This window comes from Lysinibacillus sp. OF-1 (assembly GCF_028356935.1).
Lineage (GTDB): Bacteria > Bacillota > Bacilli > Bacillales_A > Planococcaceae > Lysinibacillus > Lysinibacillus fusiformis_D.
The window spans coordinates 4,134,797-4,154,124 of record NZ_CP102798.1; the positions used below are offsets into that span (position 1 = coordinate 4,134,797).

Sequence of the window (19,328 nt, forward strand, 5' to 3'; positions counted from 1 at the left end):
AGTTTAAAACATTTATGTTATACTAAAAAGAAAATGCAGTTAGGAGAATGACCATGTTATTACGCGATTTTTTCATCCAGTTATCTGAAAACCAACTATTAAATAGTGCTGCAAAGAAATATGGCCTAAAATTAGGAGCACAGAGTGTAGTAGCTGGTACAAATATCGAAGAAACAATTGCAAGCATCAAAGAACTAAATGCACATAATATTTCTTGTACGGTAGACAACCTAGGTGAATTTGTTTCAAGTAAAGAAGAAGCAACGGCTGCAAAAGAAAAAATCCTTACTGTAATCGAAGCCATCCATGAGAACGGTGTTGCTGCACATATTTCATTAAAACCATCTCAATTAGGTTTAGACATTGATGTTGATTTTTGTTATGACAACCTGTATGAAATAGTAGAAAAAGCCGCTTCTTATGATATATTTGTTAACTTTGATATGGAAGACTACGGCCGTCTTCAAACATCCTTTGATATGGTAGAAGAGTTATCTAAAACATTTAATAATGTTGGTACAGTTATTCAATCCTACTTTTACCGTGCAAAAGACGATATCGAAAAATTCAAGGACTACCGTTTACGTATTGTAAAAGGTGCTTATAAAGAGCCTGTAGAAGTCGCCTATCAAGATAAATTAGATATTGATTTAAACTTTATTGAGTTGATTGAATATCACTTGCTACACGGCAAATTTACGTCAATTGCAACACATGATCATAATATCATCGCACACGTAAAACGCTTTGTTGCAGATCATAATATTCCACTTGATAAATTTGAATTCCAAATGCTATACGGTTTCCGCACTGATATGCAAAAAGAGCTTGCAAAAGAAGGCTATAACTTCTGTGTGTACGTTCCATTCGGTGAAGATTGGTACGGCTACTTTATGCGCCGTTTAGCTGAGCGTCCTCAAAACCTTAACCTTGTAACAAAACAAGTGTTTACGAAAAAAACGAATACTGTTCTTGCTGTAGCAGCAGGTGCATTCGTTCTTGGACGTATAACAAAACGCAAAAAGTAAAAAAACGAACCTTATCGCGCTCATGCGATAAGGTTCTCTTTATTTGTTCCATCCTTTTTCTTTAAAGCGTGCAATGGCCTCAATACGATTACCAACATTTAGTTTTTCTAAAATGGTTGAAATATAATTACGTACCGTTCCAGCAGATAAAAATAGCTCTGCCGCAATTTCCTTTGTCGTCTTGCCCTCTGCCACAAGTGTCAGCACCTGGCTTTCACGCTCTGTTAAAGGATTTTCACTATCATCCTCATAGACAAAATCAACAAGCTCTGGTGCATAAATACGTTTACCGTCCATTATTGTACGAATCCCACTTACTAATTCCTCAATAGGGCTATCCTTTAATAAATAGCCTCTTACGCTCGCTTTCCTAGCACGCTCGAAATAACCTGGTCTGGCAAATGTAGTTAAAATAATGACCTTACAATCTGAGCCAATACTATGCATTTCTTCTGCTGCGTCTAGTCCCGTTTTCACTGGCATTTCAATATCCATAATACAAATATCAGGCTGATGTTCTGCCACCAGCGTCAATGCTTCCTCACCATTTTTTGCTAAGCCGACGACCTCCATATCCTCTTCCATACTAAGTAAAGAGCGAAGAGCCCCTAATAGCATCCCCTGATCTTCAGCGATCACAATTCGTATCATGTCACAAGCCTCTTTTCTATTCTATATGTTCTTCAGATTTTCTTTGACATTTTGATGCGTAATAGCCACTGGTATAGTTACCGTTAATGTAGTACCCTCAACACTTTCAATCTTAAAGGATCCATTAATAAACTCTAAGCGTTCCCGCATTCCCTTCAATCCGTTCCCCGTTTTCCATGCTTGTTTTTTCGTAATACCTTGTCCGTTATCCCGAACGATTAAGTAAACTTCCTTAAAGTTTTGATGGAAAGCAATTTCACATTTTGTTGCTCCACTATGTTTGACAACATTATTAACCGCCTCTTTTAGGCACATGCATAAAACATTTTCGACAAGTGGCGGAACTTGCAATGCATTTTTATCTCCTTCAAAAACAAACTCCATTTCTGCTGCCTTTAGTATTTGAGAAATACGCATTAGCTCATCCTCAAATTTTGCCGTCCGCATGTCTGACACCAATTCACGAACCTCTTTTAAGGCAATGCTTGCCGTCTGGCGTATATCCTTAATCTCAATCAAAGCCTGCTGTGGATCACGTTCAATCAACCTAGAAGCTAGATCACTTTTTAAGCCAATCATGGACAATTTTTGCCCCAAAGTATCATGCAAATCACGAGCAATTCGTTGTCGTTCCTCAAAAACAATTAACTCGGCAATACGTTCATTAGCTGTTTCTAACTGCCCCTCTAAGTTTTCACGTTTATTTTTGGAATAAATCGTTAATGGTAAAAGAACAACAGCTAGAATGGTTAGCACAACAAAAGGTAGCTGCGATAAAAATAAGTGAAGCTCCACAAAGAAGCCGACACCGGTAGATATAACTGTAAACCCAATATGTAGACCGTACATAATATAAAAGCCGACAGGTCTTCGTATGTTGCCAATAAAAAATGCTGTGAAAATAGATAGATACACATAGCCATATAAGATGGTCATGACAATATTGATGGCCATTTCAAAGCTGATCCACATATAAACTAAACCGCTTTTCGAATTCATGGAAAATCGATAGAAAATAAAATAAAGCATTAAAAACGTAATGCCAATCGAGATTTCGATATAAGATGATTTCCTAAAAATGAAGAAAAACGGTAGGAAACAAAAAATAATCCATAAATATACACTGAGCATTGGACTATTCGGAATAATACTATGCCATTTCCTCAACATAATCTCACGCTCTTTCCTACTTTTCCCTTATTATAACAAGAAAATTTAATTTATGCCTGCACATGCTTTAGACAAAACCCATCCTTTTACATAAAACAGCCATCTCGTTTGCAGAGATGGCTGTTTTCAACTAAGCGGCAATACTGCCTCTTGCTTTGCGTTTGATGATTTCATTTACTTCTTTAAACGATACAAATTTGCCTTGATCTTCATCATATAACTTGTAACGTAATGATTCTAAACTTGTACGTAACGTAATCGTTGTTGCCATGTGTAAAGGCGGCGTTTCATTATGTGCTTTTTCAAGATTATAGTTAGGTACTCGAGGAGCTAAGTGATGGACATGGTGGAAACCAATATTCCCTGTAACCCATTGTAAAATCTTTGGCAATTTATAATACGAGCTACCTTCCACTGCGGCTTTAACATAATCCCATTCTGATTCATGTTCAAAATAAGAATCTTCATATGTGTGCTGAATATAAAACAGCCAAATTCCTAAAGAACCAGCAATAAATAAGGTAACGCCTTGGACTAATAAAAATGCTTGCCAGCCCATGAAGAAAATTAAAGCAGCACAAATTCCGACCATAACGATATTCGTTAAAATTGTGTTCAAGCGTTCTTTCTTTCTTGCATCCTTACGATTAAAACGATTTAAGATAAGCACCATATATAATGGTCCTAACCCAAACATAACGAATGGGTTACGATAAAAGCGATACCATAATCGTTGTCCCTTTGAAGCTTGCATATATTCTTCCACTGTCATCATATCAATATCACCAATACCACGCTTGTCTAGGTTTGAGCTTGTTGCATGGTGAATTGTATGTTCACGTTTCCATTTTTCATATGGGAATGATGTTAGCACTCCAGTAAAAAATCCAACCCAGTCGTTTGCCTTTTTACTTTTGAAAAATGATCCGTGTGTGCAATCGTGAAAAATAATAAAAGTTCGTACGACAAACCCCGCTGAAATGGCACTTAAGCCAACTGTTAGCCAAGGTGAAACATCTACTAATAAGTAACCAGCCACCCACAATGCAATTAACGGTACAAGTGTATTTATCATTTGAAAAACACTTTTACCCGTATTAGATTTAGCAAATGGCGCTACATCTTGGCGTAACTTTTTTGTTTTTTCTTTAATAGTTGCCATCCTTTACTCCCTCGTTTCTTTTTTTTCTTATGACCTCATCATAAAACAAGAGTACAAGTCAGTAACAGACGCAAACATCATAAAAAGGATATGACATTTGTCATATCCTTTTTATGATGTTTGTCCATTCAAATGCAACTGATAGAACACAAGGTCTAGCCATTGTTCAAATTTATAGCCTGCATTTTTAATTGTACCTGCATATTCAAAACCTAATTTTTCATGTGCTTTAATGCTAGCAATGTTTTCTCCATCAATGCCAGCAACGAGTGTTTTGACACCACGCTCCTCTGCAATCGCTATAAGCTTATGCATGAGCTTCGTTGCAATCCCCTTTTGATAATGCTCATTATGCACGTAGACGGAATGCTCCATTGTATATTGATAACCTGGGTAAGGACGGAATTGACTATAAGTAGCAAAGCCAGCAACAATCCCATTTTCCACAAATACAAGCAGTGGATTGCCGAATGCTTGCTGCTCCTTATACCATCGCATTTTTTCATCTAAAGTTTGTATATCATATCGGTAGACAGCCTTACTTGTTAAAATAATATCATTATAGATGTCTAAAACCTCAGGTATATCTTTTTCTTCCATGAATCGAATCATCCTGCTCACTTCCTTAATGAAATTGTCCTCACACTCTTCAATGATTCAATGGAATGGATATAGATAGTCAATTCATTGACTATCTATATCCTCCTATTTTACGCCTTAAACATTGAAGTAGCGAGCATCGGGATGAGCAAAAACAATCGCTGAAACAGATGCTTCAGGCTCCATCATAAAACCTTCTGTAAGGTGAACGCCAATATCCTCAGGCTTTAATAAGCCGAATAGTTTTTCCTGATCCTCCAAGTTAGGGCACGCAGGATAACCGAAAGAAAAACGTTGCCCTTGATATTTAGCTGCAAAACGATCTCTCATTGTAAAATCAGTGGCATCTGGGAAGCCCCATTGGTCACGTATTTCTTGATGTATACGTTCAGCAAAGCCCTCTGCTAATTCTAGTGCAGTCGATTGCAGTGCATGGCTTTCAAGGAATTTGCCAGAATCTTTTAACTGACGAGCTGTTGCCATAACCCCTTGCCCTGCTGTTACCACCATGAGCGCAATATAATCCATTTCTCCACTCTCTACCGTTTTTAAGAAATCGGCAAGACATAAAAATGGTTCTACTTGCTGGCGCGGGAAAGTAAAACGTTCAATTTCTGTTTTACTATCGGCAGGATCATAAACAACGACATCATCCCCATCCGCTTGAGCAGGGAAAAATTGATATAAACCTGAAGGCTTTAATAAATCACTTTTTAAATAATCATCTACTAAATCCTTTAGCTCTGTTGCTCGTGAATCACCGGCATCTAGCAATTGCTGAACCTGCCCTTTCAAGCCTAAATGATGTCCCAGCAATGTACGCATATTGACGTATGGATATAAATGCGATACTGCATAGTCTTTCTTCACATGACGACGTAAATCAGCTGGTAAAAATACTGACGCTCCCTTTACAGTACGTACTGGCTTTATTGTTATCTCTTTAGCTGGACGTGCAGCTCTTTTTACATCTGCCTCTAGACGTTTTTGACGAGATTCCTGGATTTCAGCTAAGAAATTCGCACGCGTTTCCTTACCCATTAATAGATTTGCTTGCTCTAATCCCTGCATAGCATCCTTTGAATAAATAACTGGACCGTTGTATTCATCTGCAATTTTTGTTTCTGTAAAGCGTCGAGAAAGTGCAGCTCCACCAACTAAAATCGGTACATCAATGCCAGCCTCTTTGAAATCCTGAGCAGTAATGACCATCTGTTGCGCTGATTTTACCAGTAAGCCTGATAGCCCGATAAAATCTGGTTTTTCCTTGCGAATCGCTTCAATCAATTGTGCTGGTGTTACTTTAATGCCTAAATCGACAACCTTATAGCCATTATTACTTAAAATAATATCAACAAGGTTTTTCCCAATATCGTGCACATCTCCTTTAACGGTAGCCAAAACCATTTTCCCTTTTCCAGCACTCTCTTCATCCTTTTCCATGAATTGCTCTAAATGGGCAACAGCAGCCTTCATCACGCCTGCTGATTGTAAAACCTCCGCTACAATGAGTTGGTTATCATTAAACAATCGACCTACCTCAGCCATACCAGCCATTAAAGGACCATTAATAATATCAAGTGGCGCCTCAAAGATTTCGCGTGCAGCATCTAAATCCTCAATCAGCCCTTCTTTTGTACCTTCTAAAATATAATAAGCTAAACGACCTTCAACCGTTTTTGGTATATCCGCTTCGGTCTTTTCTTTCTTTTTATCACGATAAAAGTCTGTGAATACTGCTAATGTTTCATCATTCGTATTAAACAGTAAGTCATTTGCAAGTTTAATTTCTGCCTCTGGAATGGATGCATAACGCTCTAGTTTCTCTGTATTGACAATGGCATAATCTAAGCCGGCCTGTGTACAATGATAAAGATACACAGCATTCAGTACTTCACGGCCAACTGGTGGTAAGCCAAATGAAATATTACTTACACCCAGTACAGTTAATGTCTGTGGCATCTTTTCTTTGATTAGTCGAATTCCTTCAATTGTTTCTAGAGCCGATCCAATATACTGCTCATCACCAGTCCCTACAGGGAACATCAACGGGTCGAAAATGATATCCTCCGGTGCAAGTCCCCATTTTTCAGTTAATAATTTATAGGAACGTTCGGCAATTTCAAGCTTGCGATGACGATCAACGGCCATTCCTATTTCATCAATGGTTCCAACTACCAATGAGGCTCCATACTTCTTTACGAGTGGCATTACTGCATCAAATCGTTCTTCACCATCTTCTAGATTTATAGAGTTAATGATGGCTTTTCCTTGAGAAAATTTTAATGCTTCCTCAATGACCTTTTCATCTGTCGAGTCGATTACAAGAGGAACCTTAACCTTTTTCACAACCTCCTGCATAAAACCACGCATATCAGCTAATTCATCACGATCAGGGTTGGCTAAACAAATATCAATAACGTGTGCACCATTTTTTACTTGCGCACGTGCAATTTCTGCAGCTTCTTCAAACTTCCCATCAATGATTAAATTCTTAAATTTACGAGAGCCTATAACATTCGTTCTTTCACCAATAAATAATGGACGCATAGAATCGTCATACAATAATGGTTCGATTCCTGTTACCGCATGACCATGTGTTTTCTCTGGTATTTGGCGTGGTTTTTCATCTTTTAAAACCTCACGGATAGCTGTGATATGAGCTGGAGTCGTCCCACAACATCCACCTACAATATTAAGCCAGCCCTTTTCTGCAAAGCCTTTTAATTTTTGTGATAAAGATTCTGGTGATTCATGATAGCAACCTTCTTCATCCGGCAAGCCTGCATTCGGATAACAGCTAATATAGCCTGTGGAAAGCTCTGCTAATGAACGAATATGATCCGTCATAAACTCTGGTCCAGTCGCACAGTTTAAGCCAACGGATAGTGGTTTAATATGTTCAATAGAAATATAAAAAGCATCAATCGTTTGCCCTGCGAGTGTTGTACCCATCGGTTCAATTGTTCCTGAAATCATGACGGGTAGTTCTTTGCCAGTTGCCGCGAAAGCACGTGCTACACCTAGAGTACCTGCTTTTACGTTTAACATATCCTGACTAGTTTCTAGTAAAAGGACGTCTGCTCCTGCCTCAATTAACGCCTTCGCCTGTACATAAAAGTTTTCCTCTAGCTCATCAAATGTAATACCGCCAGTTACGGATAATGTTTTTGTTGTTGGACCCATTGCGCCAGCAACAAAGCGTGGCCAATCTGATGTTGAAAAGTTATCCACTGCTTGACGAGCAATTTCGACGGCACGTTTATTAATTTCTTCCGCTTTTGCGCCAAGATCATATTCATTTAACACAAGAGGTGTCCCGCCAAAAGTATTCGTACAAATAATATCTGCGCCTGCCTCTAAATATTTATGGTGAATTTCCTTAATTACATCAGGTCTAGTAAGCACAAGATTTTCATTACAGCCATCAAGCTCCTCCCCGCCAAAATCCTCAGCGGATAAGTTTTCGTTTTGTAGCATTGTTCCCATTGCGCCATCAAGAATTAAAATACGTTTCTCTAGTTGCTTTTCAATCAAGTGCTTAGCCATGTATACTTACCCCTTTTTTCTGTTCATCCAATTGCTCAATATATTTCATCAACTCTAATGTCACATCATAACGTAAAAATGGAGTGATAAGGTAAATGCCATTGAAATACTGTGCAGCCACCTCAACTAATTCCTTCGCAATGGCAATCCCCTCAAATGTTGCACGTTCTTTATCTTCACCACAGGCCTTCATTCTTGCTAAGGCATCTTCAGATAATTTTATGCCTGGCACCTCATGATGTAAGAATTCAGCACTTTTATAACTTGTAACGGGCATAATACCAATATAAATAGGTGCTTGCAAATGCTTGGTTGCCTCATAAATTTCCACAATTTTTTCCTTCGTATATACTGGCTGTGAAATAAAGTAGTCTGCTCCATACTCAATTTTCTTCTCTAAGCGTGCCACAGCACGATCTAATACACGGACATTTGGATTAAATGCAGCAGCTACTGAAAAATTTGCTTTTTTACGAAGTGGTTTACCTGAGAAGGAAATGCCTTGATTTAACTGCTTAATTAATTGGATCAGCTCCATTGATGAGACATCATAAACACTTGTGGCACCTGGGAAGTCCCCAACTTTTGTTGGATCACCAGTAACAGCTAACACATCATGAATTCCTAATGCATTTAACCCCATTAAATGTGATTGCAGACCGATTAAATTACGATCTCGGCATGTAATATGTGTTAGAGGACGTACACCATTAGTACTCTTCAACAATGCACCCATAGCAATATTGCTAATACGTGGAGAAGCCAGAGAATTGTCTGCCATCATGACGACATCTGCTCCTGCATCATACAATTGTTTTGCCCCTTCCAAAAAACCATCAATTTCCAGATGTCTAGGTGTATCTAGCTCTACAATGACAGAGCGTTCGCGCTTTACTTTTTCATGAAGAGGTTCATACTTCGTTGGCTCTGCTTCACGAACAATTTGAATCTTCTCCGGTTTGGCATACTTTTCATGAACTGGTGATAACTCTTCTAAATACTTCTTCGCTGCTGCTATATGCTTCGGTGTCGTACCACAACAGCCTCCAATTAAGCGTACCCCTTGATCACGTAATTCCACAGCCGCTCGACCAAAATATTCAGCTTCTGACTCATAAACGACACGACCATCTTCTAAGTCAAGGAGTGAAGCATTCGGATAAGCCGACATAAATGCCTTATCAGGAAGTTCTACACCTTCAAACGCCTGAATGGTATGGTGTGGACCTAAACGACAATTGACACCCACAATATCCGCACCAAGTTTTTCTAGCTCATGCAGGGCGTTATTTAAAGACATACCGTTTTGTAAAACACCAGGTTCGTGCATGGAAACTTGCGCAATAATCGGTAATTTTGTCTTTGTCCGTAGCATCTTTAAGGTAGCTGTTAATTCTTCAAAATCATAATAGGTTTCGAGTAAAAGGCCGTCTGGATTCCCAGCAAGTAAAACACTCGCTTGCTCCTCAATAGTTGCTAAGATTTCATCTAACGTTGCATCACTTTTACGAATACCACGAATACCACCAATTGTCCCTAAGACAAACTGACCTCCATCTGCCGCAGCTCGCTTTGCGATTGTAATCGCTGCTTCATTAAATTGTTGGACACGCGATTCTAATCCATAGCGAGCTAATTTAATGGCATTTGCACCATACGTATTCGTTTGAATGATGTCAGCACCAGCTGCAATATATTCCCTATGAATCTTTTCAATTAACTCAGGTTTCTGTACATTCATTTCCTCATGACAATACTCCAAACCATAGCCATAAAGCACTGTGCCTATTGCGCCATCTGCCGTCAATACATGCGTTTTTAACCTTTCAAGCAATCTCATTAAACTAGCCTCTCTTCCTATATCTCTGTATAATAAAAAGCCTTCTTTTATAAAAAAAGAAGGCTTTAATGACTCATCATTGTTTTTTCCTTCTCATCTTCGACTCAATGGTCTTCTGGATTTAGCACCTGACAAAAAAGTTGGTTGCTGAAGCTTCAATGGGCCAGTCCCTCTGCTTCTCTTGATAAGAATGTAGTATGAATTTTTTAAATAATTAAAAGAATCATATCGTTTACTGACGAATGAGTCAAGACTATTTCACATAACAAAGATATTTTTCACTTAAAAGCTTAGAAATTGGCTAGTTCCTTTGCAAGCTCCTCACCGATTTTTTTCCCATTTTGAATACAAGCACCAATCCCTACCCCAAAGTATGAACAACCTGCGATGGATAGATTAGGATAGTTTTCTTGTAATTCTTGAACTAAACCTTGTAATGCTTCACGGTGAGCTAGATCATATTTTGGCATTTGATCAATCCATTTTGTGACATTAATAACTGTTGGCTGTTCCTCTATTCCTAGGCTCTTGCGCACATCCTCTAAAGCAACCGCTGCTAATTCTTCGTCAGACATGGCATGGAGTTGCTCATATGCTGGATTGATGCTTTTATAAAAGAGTCGCACAAGTAATTTATGATCTCTTGATGTATGCCTCCATTTACGACTTGTCCAAGTTGCAGCATTACATGTAACGTCAGAATTATGTGAGACAATATAGCCCGTTCCATCTGCTGGCAATCTAGAGTCTGGTACATCAAAACCTAAATAGATCGTAATTGCTGAAGCTGTCGTAAATTGGTCAAAATAACGGTTTAATGATTCATCCTGTAGTAGGCCTTGAACAGCCTCATTCGGCAGTGCTAAAACGACATAATCTGTCTCGATGCTTTCACCATTAGCTAAGGCAATTGAATAGTGGTTTTCTTGCTTTTGAACATTGACAGTTGCGACACCCTTGATGATCTCTACATCAGTTAATGTTTGTTCGAGACGATCAATTAGAGAAGATAAACCGTTTTTGAACGATATAAACTTTTTATTGGCTGCTTTAGCAAATTGCTCACGATTCGCATCAAAGCCTTTTATGATACTTCCATACTCGTTCTTATAGTCAATCAAGTACGGTAAAGTAGAGGCAATCGAAAGCTGGTGTAAATCCCCTGAATAAACACCTGCAAGAACGGGTGCAATTTGATTTTTCACAAGCTCTTCCCCTAAATAATAAGTTAAAAACTCTCCAATTGAGCTTTCCTTTGTGAAGTCTTTGTTTGGTAAAGTCAAATCTTTTAATGCATCTTGTTTACCTTGCTCTGTAATCAATGTGCTTTGCTCCAAGGATGCCAAACTCATTGGTATTCCAAAAGTAGAATCTGCCGGAATGGCATGTAATTCATTATTCGTATAAATATAGGAAATACCTGTTTCGTTGTAAACTAGATTCTCCTCAAAATCAAGCTCCTGTACAAGCTCCATAACACCTTTATGACGAGCTACAATCGAGTCAGCACCTGTTTCCATAATAAAACCTTGCTCATGTGTTGAATATAATTTGCCCCCTAAATATGTATTTTTTTCTACAAGCACTAGACGCACATCTACATTATTTTCCTTCACTTGACGTTGTAAATAATGCATTGTGCATAATCCTGTAATACCGCCACCTAATACAACAACTGTTTTCATAGTAACCGCCCCTATTTTTAGTTCTTCCTACAGTATAAACTTATTTTCATTGAAAATTACGTTAAACCCTTTACAAATTTAGCAAAAATAGAGCTACCTCATCTGTGAGATAGCTCTAGCTTAATCATATGGAATTTCCATTTCAAGGTTTACAAAAAATACACATATTTATAGGTACTATAGTGTTTAATATGTTTAAAAAATACGGAAACATAAACGTTAATTTAGTAGTCTATCCTTTTAGATTTTGGGAAAAGCTCGCTAAGTTTTCTGCTGAATTCGTTACTTCTGTAAATGATGTCCCTAACTCGTTTAATATCCCGACGATTGCTTGTATTTTCGTTGCCATACAGTCGTTTTGATCCTTTGCTTCTGTCATGGCTCCCAATATGCTTGTAAATTGACCTTCAGTTTGTAACATGTTTTCCTCACCTGACGCTACTTCATCTTGAATATTTGCCAGAGAATGCTCTAATTTCTCTGTCCGTTCACTCGTTTTTTTCAATAACAATGCCACCGAAGTAACCGAATCCTTCGTTTGAATAGATAATTTACGCACCTCATCAGCCACTACACTAAAGCCTTTGCCCGCTTCTCCAGCACGCGCCGCTTCAATTGCAGCATTCAATGCCAACAGATTGGTTTGATTAGCAATATTAGTAACAACATTCATGATTGTCTCCATTTCCCTAGACATATCCGATAATTGTTCAATATTTTCTTCTATATCATGAAGTGAATGAATAATATTAATCATATTTTGTGATTGATTTTTTAAACGTTCACGACCTTCAAGTGCTTGATTTTCAGCCAGTGTTGAGACATCAAGTGATTTTTTAGCCAATTGTTTAATTTCGTCAGATTGCTTGCTTAAGCAGCAAAATGAATTATTTGTTTCCTGAGAAATTGTGGCAAGTGCTTCGGAAGAATCAACAATTTGTCGTTCAATAGCTTCTTTCTCATGCATCATTTTTTCTTTCATTTGTTCTACAGTGTTTTCAAAAGCCTCCAAAACCAGCTGCTGCTCGAAATTACAAATTTTCGATATGGCCCTGATCGTATTAAATTGATCTTGGGGGTGCTCTATATTTTTTTCGACTAAATCAATAAATGATATGGATAAATCTTGGAATGCGCAAATATACCATTGGGTTCTAAGCCCAATATGAACATGTACCTTTGCAATTTTTACTCGTCTTTGGTAATACACCTCATCAATGGTTCCGTTAAACATTTCAATAATATGCTGCCGTAGCGTTACTTTAAGTCTGTCTACAGAACTATGATGACTTATAATATCTACCAAATGATGCTCTGTTCCTATCATGTTGTAAAAACGGTTTACGATGTGATCTACATTGTCCATAACATATGGCTGGAAAGCTTTTAAATATTGTAAGTCTTGCTTCGTTAGATTCAGCATTTCAATTTGTTTCACCATTGATTGGCGAGTAGACAAATCCATTTTTACTGTATATTGCTGTAAATCCAATACCTTCGTCTTTCTCTGTTTTTGAAAAATCACACATCTTCCCTCTTTCATTCCGTTTACTTTCAGCAGGCTGAGAAACACCAAATCCCTTTTTTAACATATTGATTGATACAAGAAAAAATACCGATAAAAACAGATTAGCTATTATGCTATGGGCTAATACTCTTTCTGTCTGGCACACTTCCTCCAAAAGCATGTCGAGTACCTCTTTGTACAATCACATAAAAAATATTCCCGCTCAGCAAGCAGACCTAGTCAGTACATGACTAACAGTAGACTTATTTACGTATGCTTTATTTCAAAATCACTCATTTACATTAATCATTTTATAAATTGCTGTCAATCTTATCGATTCCGTTTTTTTACATATACCACACCAAAAGTCCCTATCTTAAAATTAATGGTAATGCATAAGAAAAAAGCTACCACAATATTATTTGGTAGCTTTTTTACCCGTTTTCTTGTTTATTATGCCTATTTTTTTTATTTTTCTTATCCTTTTTTATTAATCTTCTTTAAATATCACTATATCAATATTTTTTACCCTCTCCACAAGAGCATCCATATACCTAAAAACACAACCCATTTTAAATCAAAAGTTTTATAAATGTATGGCAAATAAATAATTCAAATAAACTATATTTTTTCACACAAAATTTACAATCCTTTAAGTTCCTGTAATATTTTAGAAGCTTCTGCAACACCAGCATCTGCTGCGAGGCCATACCACTTGATGGCTTCTTTTAGGTTTCTAGCAATTCCTTCACCTTTATTGTAAATATGCCCTAGTTGTAGCTTAGCGTCCGCGTCTCCTTGAATTGCAGCCTGTTTAAACCAATGAATACCTTTTTCGATATTGCGTATACCAGTTAGTCCATTACTCCATATATAGCCCAAATCATAAAAGGCATCTACATGATATTGTTCAGCCGCTCTTTCATACCAAAAGAGGCCGCGGTTTACCTCCTTTGTTTGACCCAAGCGTCCCTCTAAATATATTCCACCAAGCCGATATTGCGCTTCGACATAACCTAGCTCTGCTGATTTTTTGTAGGCATTGAAAGCTGCTTCTACATCTGCTTCAACACCCAGTCCCTGCTCGTATATAATTCCTAACGTAAACATCGCCTCTGCCACATTTTTTTCAGCAGCATAATCAAACCATTGTTTTGCTAATATAAAATCTTGCGGTACGCCTTCCCCATTGAAATACATATCCGCTAAATTATTGGCGGCATCCGCATGCCCCTGTAAAGCTGCTTTTTCATAGTATGAAAAAGCAAGGGAATCATTTTCTTCCACACCAATCCCCTCAAAGTAAAAATTCCCTAGTACGTATTGAGCATCTGCATGATTCTGAAGCGCTGCTAATTCAAACCATTTCAATGATTTTTCAGGTTGAAAATGTTCACCTTCTCTAGCGTTGTAGTATTCTCCCAATTGATATTGTGCATCTGCGTCTTGTTCTTCAACTGCTTCTTTATATAAATCAATAATGACTTCATGATCTAAATCCTCTTCATCTAAAATAGGGAGCTGTTCATCTTGATGACGGAAGTACCACTCCACAATATCAAGTACATCATCAACTACTGCTATACGGCTTGCTAGCTTTTCTAACGAAGAGATTTGCCAAACAAGGATATAGATAGATTCGGGAATGGCATCACGCAAGACATCGTCATATTCCGCTAACAATGTTAAAACATTCTCCTGTATGGACTGAGATTGTTCTGAATGGATAATTTGTAAATGCCGTTGTTGCTGTTCTTTCAATAGCCCTCGCACTATTTGATACAATATTTTTTGCAAGGCTGTTAGGGTAACTTCCGTGAATGTAAGTAATTTTATATTTTGAGCAAACCATGTATTTTCTGACTGTGTCAGATTTTGTAGGGAATCAATTCTTTCTTTATTTCGCTTGGCTAACATTTGCTCGTACATTATTTTCCTCCCTTGCACACTATGTAAAAAAACTGCCTTGCCACTATTATATGGAAGACAGTTGAAATTTGGTTACACATATGCTCTCAATAATAAGCCAACGAATAGCGTAATGATTAAAAAAACTGTAATATGGGCCCATTTATACATATCTAATAAGCCTATAAATTCTCGTGTAAATGCATTGGGAACATAGTAAAAGGCTGTCTTTGAGCCAATTCCTTCTGCATCTAGCTTTGCTTTCTTAGCATAAATACTTGCACGAAATACATGGAAATTATTGGTCACAAATAGCGAACGATATTTTTCTCCCTGCGCATGATGGTCCATTATTTTTTTGGAAAAGACCATATTTTGTTCTGTATTGGTCGATTGATCTTCGAGCAATATCTTGTCAGTGGGAAGATGATGTACATCTATTAAGTATTGTTTCATGGCATATGCCTCGGTTAGCTTTTCGTCATTGCCTTGACCACCTGAGACAATAATAAAAGCTCTCTCCCCATACTTTTTATACTGCTTTACTGCCTCATCTAAACGACTTGCTAAAAGTGGGGGCACTTTATCCCCAATTAACCCTGAGCCCAATACAATAATATAATTTGGTTCATAGCGTATGGGTGTAAAATGATACAGTATTGCATAGGCAAGGACACTTGTGTATAAAAACATTGTATAGCCAAAAACCAAAAACGCATAGAAGAAAAGAATATGCCAAAGTATATTTTCTATTTGGATAAAAATGACGAAAACATACCATATCATCATAATAACAAAACTTAGTCCGAGAATGGCTAACATTAAATTACGTACTTTACGCCCTTCCTTCTCTAATAATACTTTACTATTGAAAAACATTGCGATTGATAAAATAAACATAATGCTTGGAAAGCTTCCCAATATAATAAATATCCCCATTTCTGAAATAATCCCCTGATCATTTGGCAGCAATAATGGATAGTGCATAATGAACGCTCTTATCATATATATCCCTATTAAACCTAGTGCTACCGCATTGAGAAAGCGCCTTTTTTCTGTTAAGTACAACACGAGAAATAATGTGGTGAAAAGTGTTAAAGTTAGTAGCATCGTTTCACTCCTTTCTATTGCAGAATTTTCACAATCATGGCATTTGTCACTACTTGTTCAAATTTGATGATATAGCTCAATTATTGAAGGCGTTTGTTTTATTTTTTAATATAGTTCATGTAATATTACTATATAAGAACTAGTTTATGACCAAATTCAAAATTATATTGGAGGAATGTAAGTAATGAAAAAAATTCTTGCCGCTCTTTTTGCAGCGACACTGATATTTTCGACTGTTGGTGCAACATTATTCATTTCGGATACGCCAACGGCAGAAGCTAAATCCTATAAATCAGGTAAAAAAGGCTTCACTAACAACAACAACAATAATAGCTCGAATATCCAAAAATCTAAGGATACTTCTAAAAATCAAAATAATGCAACAACAAATAAAAACAACTCATCCTCTACTAATAAAGTAGATACTACTAAAAAAGGTGGCTTTTTCTCTGGCGGTCTAATGAAAGGCTTAATGCTTGGTGGTCTAGCTGGTTTATTATTCGGCAGTCTATTTAGTAGCATGGGGATTATTGGCAATATTTTAGGTCTACTCATTAATGTAGCTGCAATTGCCGTTATCGTGATGCTTGTGGTTAAGATTATGAATATGTTTAAAGAGAAGAAGCGCAAAGAGGAAGCACAATGGCACAAATAATCAACGAACAAGATATTATTAATGCTATTTGTTTATCTCAAGCTTATTATAAAAACATTCGTCCCGAGGCAGTTCTTGTCGAATTGACTTACGAAGATGACGCTGGCTTTGGTGCAGAGGTTGAAGTAAACGGTCAAATCGAAGTGCTTAATACAGCAGCTATGATTGGTGCATTACGTGTTTGGATTAAAGATGTTCTACATAGTGACCCATTCTCAACTGGGATTGAGCTTGTTTTAGACGACGAGGAAGGCATTATTGCCAAACTATCATAAAAAAAAGCAGTACAATGAATTGTTCAAAAATTCATCGTACTGCTTTTTACTTTTTCAAACGTTTCTTCATCTCTTCTTTTTCTTCCTCATTCAGAGAAAAATCTACGATAGAACGCCCTAGCATTAGCAACATAATAAACATTACTCCCGTACCAACTATTAAATAAATCATTGTAAATACTTTAGAATAAGTCGTTGTTGGATATAACCCTGTTTCTACGCCTGTTGGTATCAAACTCACTACAGCAAAATACATAGCATCTAACCAGTACCATCCTTCCGTTCCCTTGTAAAACAGTGTTCCTGATAAAATGATTAAAAACAATGTAGTAAATAATGAGATAAATTGAGGACGTTTAAATGACTTCCACAACCCTTTTACTAATCTTTTCGCAGATAATATAAATGACAGCATCCCCATTCTCCTCTTTAAATACGTTCTACAACATAGTTAGACTATACTTCGTTTTTATTAAAAACGTCAAAAGGTAGAGGTGATGTCCCCCTACCTTTTCAGCATTATTTAATGAATATTTGACTAAGGTTTGTAAATATTTTAGCGGCTTGACCTCTTGTTGTGACAGCTTCTGGTGAGAATTTCCCTTCATTTCCTGTCACAATCCCCAACTCATACAACATGGTAATGGCACGTTTTGTTTCTGCATTATAAGAGGTTACATCTGTAAATGGCACATCGCCCTTTGCACTATATGGTTGATTAAATTGTTGTTCATAGGCACGACTTATCATTAAGGCTAGTTGAGCACGTGTAACAAACTGTCCAGGGTTAAATTTCCCATCAGTTCCTTTAATAAGCCCATGAACATATGCTGCTGCAATTTCTGATTGTGTTACTGCGTCATAATTTGCAATGTCAGTAAATGGTGCCTTCTCATCTGTAGATAACTCTAAACTTCTCACAAGAATAGCAGCGGCCTGCGCACGCGTTACACTACTATCAGGTCTAAATGTCCCATCCGTATAACCATTCATTAGCCCAGCACCCGCAGCTTTTTGAATGTATTCTTTCGCCCAGTGCTGTGCTGTATCTGTAAAGCTTACTGTTCCCTTTGTAGTGAAAGTAATCGTTGGATTTTGAATACTTTCATTACGAGCTGCATCGATTGCTTTGATGGAAACATTGTAGGTTGTATTTTCTGTTAAATCTTCAAGTGTAAATGTTGTCGTATCTGCATCCAATGTTGAGATTAATTTTCCATTCACATAGACATTGTAATTTGCCACACCTACATTATCTGTCGCGTCCTGCCATTTAACCTCTACAGTTGTACGATCTTTCACATCTACTTGAATAGCCTTCGTTATATCCCATAACGAGCTAGTTTTAATGATTGGTAAAAATGCTTCATTTGCGACTGCTAAATAACCAGCTTCACTTAAATGAATGTTATCAGGGTTTGGTAAATAGCTTGCAACATCCTTTGCAACAACATCGTATGTCGGCACAAAAATGGCGCCTGCTTTTTCAGCGGTTGTTTTAATTGTTGAATTCACTGTAGCCAATAACAGTTTAAATTGATTTTGTAGATTCTCACTATAGTATGGGAAAGAATTATAATAGCCCATCACATATATTTCTGCTTGTGGATTTATCTTTTTGATTTCAGATAAGATTGTAGCAATATTCGATACAGCTTCTTTAGTAGCTTTAACAAGGGCTATCGTATCAATTCCCGTTGTTTGGGACTCTTTTAATAATGGTAATAAATCATTTGCTCCAGCCGTTAATGTAATGATTTCTGCCTCTTTAATAGAAGCTCGTAACTTTACTTGTTCCTTTGTGTATCCAAAACCTGTGACTGTTTTTTCTACATCATTTTGTAAATCTGCTAAAACATTTTTGGTAGTGTAGCCTGACATAGCAAAGCCCTTATTATAAGAAGTAAGGAAGCCACCCTGCTGTAAGGCCTGTGCAATAAAATCCGTGTAGCCTAACCCAATAACACCTACCTCATTCATTCCATGTGCTAATGAGTCGCCTAATGCCACATAATCAGATTGAATAACCCAGCTTGGTGCTATGTAGTCGTCTTGTTCTTGTGCATTAGCTACTACAGGGATGGTTAATTGCAAAGCCAGTACACTCGCTGCTAAATAACGAAATTTCTTTGATAATCGCATTTATTCTCTCCTCCACTTGTAAAATAGTCATTGTTTTCACTATTTT

General features: G+C 37.3%; 15 protein-coding genes and 1 riboswitch. Of the genes, 3 read left to right on the plus strand and 12 right to left on the minus strand.

Features of this window, described 5'->3' with window-relative positions; genetic code table 11:
- Positions 1-53 precede the first annotated feature (53 nt).
- Complete coding sequence (locus tag NV349_RS20280) at positions 54-1,028, plus strand: proline dehydrogenase family protein (RefSeq protein WP_036124585.1); 975 nt, start codon at positions 54-56, stop codon at positions 1,026-1,028.
- A 39-nt stretch (positions 1,029-1,067) separates the two neighbouring features.
- Here NV349_RS20280 and NV349_RS20285 read toward each other — a convergent pair whose 3' ends face one another.
- From NV349_RS20285 to NV349_RS20330, 10 genes are all read right to left on the minus strand, one after another.
- Entirely contained in the window at positions 1,068-1,679 is a 612-nt protein-coding gene (locus NV349_RS20285) for a response regulator transcription factor (protein WP_036124587.1), read from the minus strand.
- A 21-nt stretch (positions 1,680-1,700) separates the two neighbouring features.
- Positions 1,701-2,849, minus strand: a complete 1,149-nt coding sequence (locus NV349_RS20290; RefSeq protein WP_419185187.1) for a sensor histidine kinase — start codon at positions 2,847-2,849, stop codon at positions 1,701-1,703.
- A 130-nt stretch (positions 2,850-2,979) separates the two neighbouring features.
- Positions 2,980-4,011, minus strand: a complete 1,032-nt coding sequence (locus tag NV349_RS20295; protein WP_036124589.1) for a Delta(5) desaturase DesA — start codon at positions 4,009-4,011, stop codon at positions 2,980-2,982.
- Positions 4,012-4,122: 111 nt separating this feature from the next.
- Positions 4,123-4,623, minus strand: coding sequence for a GNAT family N-acetyltransferase (locus NV349_RS20300; RefSeq protein WP_271911054.1), 501 nt, complete (start codon positions 4,621-4,623; stop codon positions 4,123-4,125).
- 105 nt (positions 4,624-4,728) lie between these two features.
- Positions 4,729-8,160, minus strand: a complete 3,432-nt coding sequence (gene metH, locus NV349_RS20305; RefSeq protein ID WP_271911055.1) for a methionine synthase — start codon at positions 8,158-8,160, stop codon at positions 4,729-4,731.
- A complete protein-coding gene (locus tag NV349_RS20310) occupies positions 8,153-10,000 on the minus strand; it encodes a bifunctional homocysteine S-methyltransferase/methylenetetrahydrofolate reductase (RefSeq protein ID WP_036124596.1) in 1,848 nt (615 codons plus the stop codon). Before NV349_RS20310 ends, metH begins: the two co-directional genes overlap by 8 nt.
- A gap of 90 nt (positions 10,001-10,090) precedes the next feature.
- Positions 10,091-10,191, minus strand: a riboswitch (SAM riboswitch).
- A 99-nt stretch (positions 10,192-10,290) separates the two neighbouring features.
- Positions 10,291-11,685 (minus strand): protoporphyrinogen oxidase, encoded by a 1,395-nt coding sequence (locus NV349_RS20315; RefSeq protein ID WP_036124598.1) that lies wholly within the window; start codon positions 11,683-11,685, stop codon positions 10,291-10,293.
- Positions 11,686-11,917: 232 nt separating this feature from the next.
- Complete coding sequence (locus tag NV349_RS20320; RefSeq protein ID WP_271911057.1) at positions 11,918-13,210, minus strand: globin-coupled sensor protein; 1,293 nt, start codon at positions 13,208-13,210, stop codon at positions 11,918-11,920.
- Positions 13,211-13,834: 624 nt separating this feature from the next.
- Positions 13,835-15,121, minus strand: coding sequence for an SEL1-like repeat protein (locus NV349_RS20325; RefSeq protein ID WP_036124602.1), 1,287 nt, complete (start codon positions 15,119-15,121; stop codon positions 13,835-13,837).
- A 72-nt stretch (positions 15,122-15,193) separates the two neighbouring features.
- Entirely contained in the window at positions 15,194-16,210 is a 1,017-nt protein-coding gene (locus NV349_RS20330) for a YdcF family protein (RefSeq protein WP_036124604.1), read from the minus strand.
- Between the two features lie 184 nt (positions 16,211-16,394).
- On the opposite strand from NV349_RS20330, the gene NV349_RS20335 reads away from it, so the two are divergent.
- Positions 16,395-16,865, plus strand: a complete 471-nt coding sequence (locus NV349_RS20335; RefSeq protein WP_271911058.1) for a hypothetical protein — start codon at positions 16,395-16,397, stop codon at positions 16,863-16,865.
- Positions 16,853-17,140, plus strand: a complete 288-nt coding sequence (locus NV349_RS20340; protein ID WP_036124608.1) for a DUF2653 family protein — start codon at positions 16,853-16,855, stop codon at positions 17,138-17,140. Before NV349_RS20335 ends, NV349_RS20340 begins: the two co-directional genes overlap by 13 nt.
- Before the next feature lie 46 nt (positions 17,141-17,186).
- Here NV349_RS20340 and NV349_RS20345 read toward each other — a convergent pair whose 3' ends face one another.
- Both NV349_RS20345 and NV349_RS20350 read right to left on the minus strand, forming a co-directional pair.
- Positions 17,187-17,555 carry an ion channel gene (locus NV349_RS20345; RefSeq protein WP_036124610.1) on the minus strand — a complete coding sequence of 123 codons (369 nt, stop codon included), beginning with the start codon at positions 17,553-17,555 and terminating at the stop codon, positions 17,187-17,189.
- Positions 17,556-17,659: 104 nt separating this feature from the next.
- The gene (locus tag NV349_RS20350; protein WP_271911060.1) at positions 17,660-19,282 is read right to left on the minus strand and encodes an S-layer homology domain-containing protein; all 1,623 of its coding nucleotides are present in this window, start codon (positions 19,280-19,282) and stop codon (positions 17,660-17,662) included.
- Positions 19,283-19,328 lie beyond the last annotated feature (46 nt).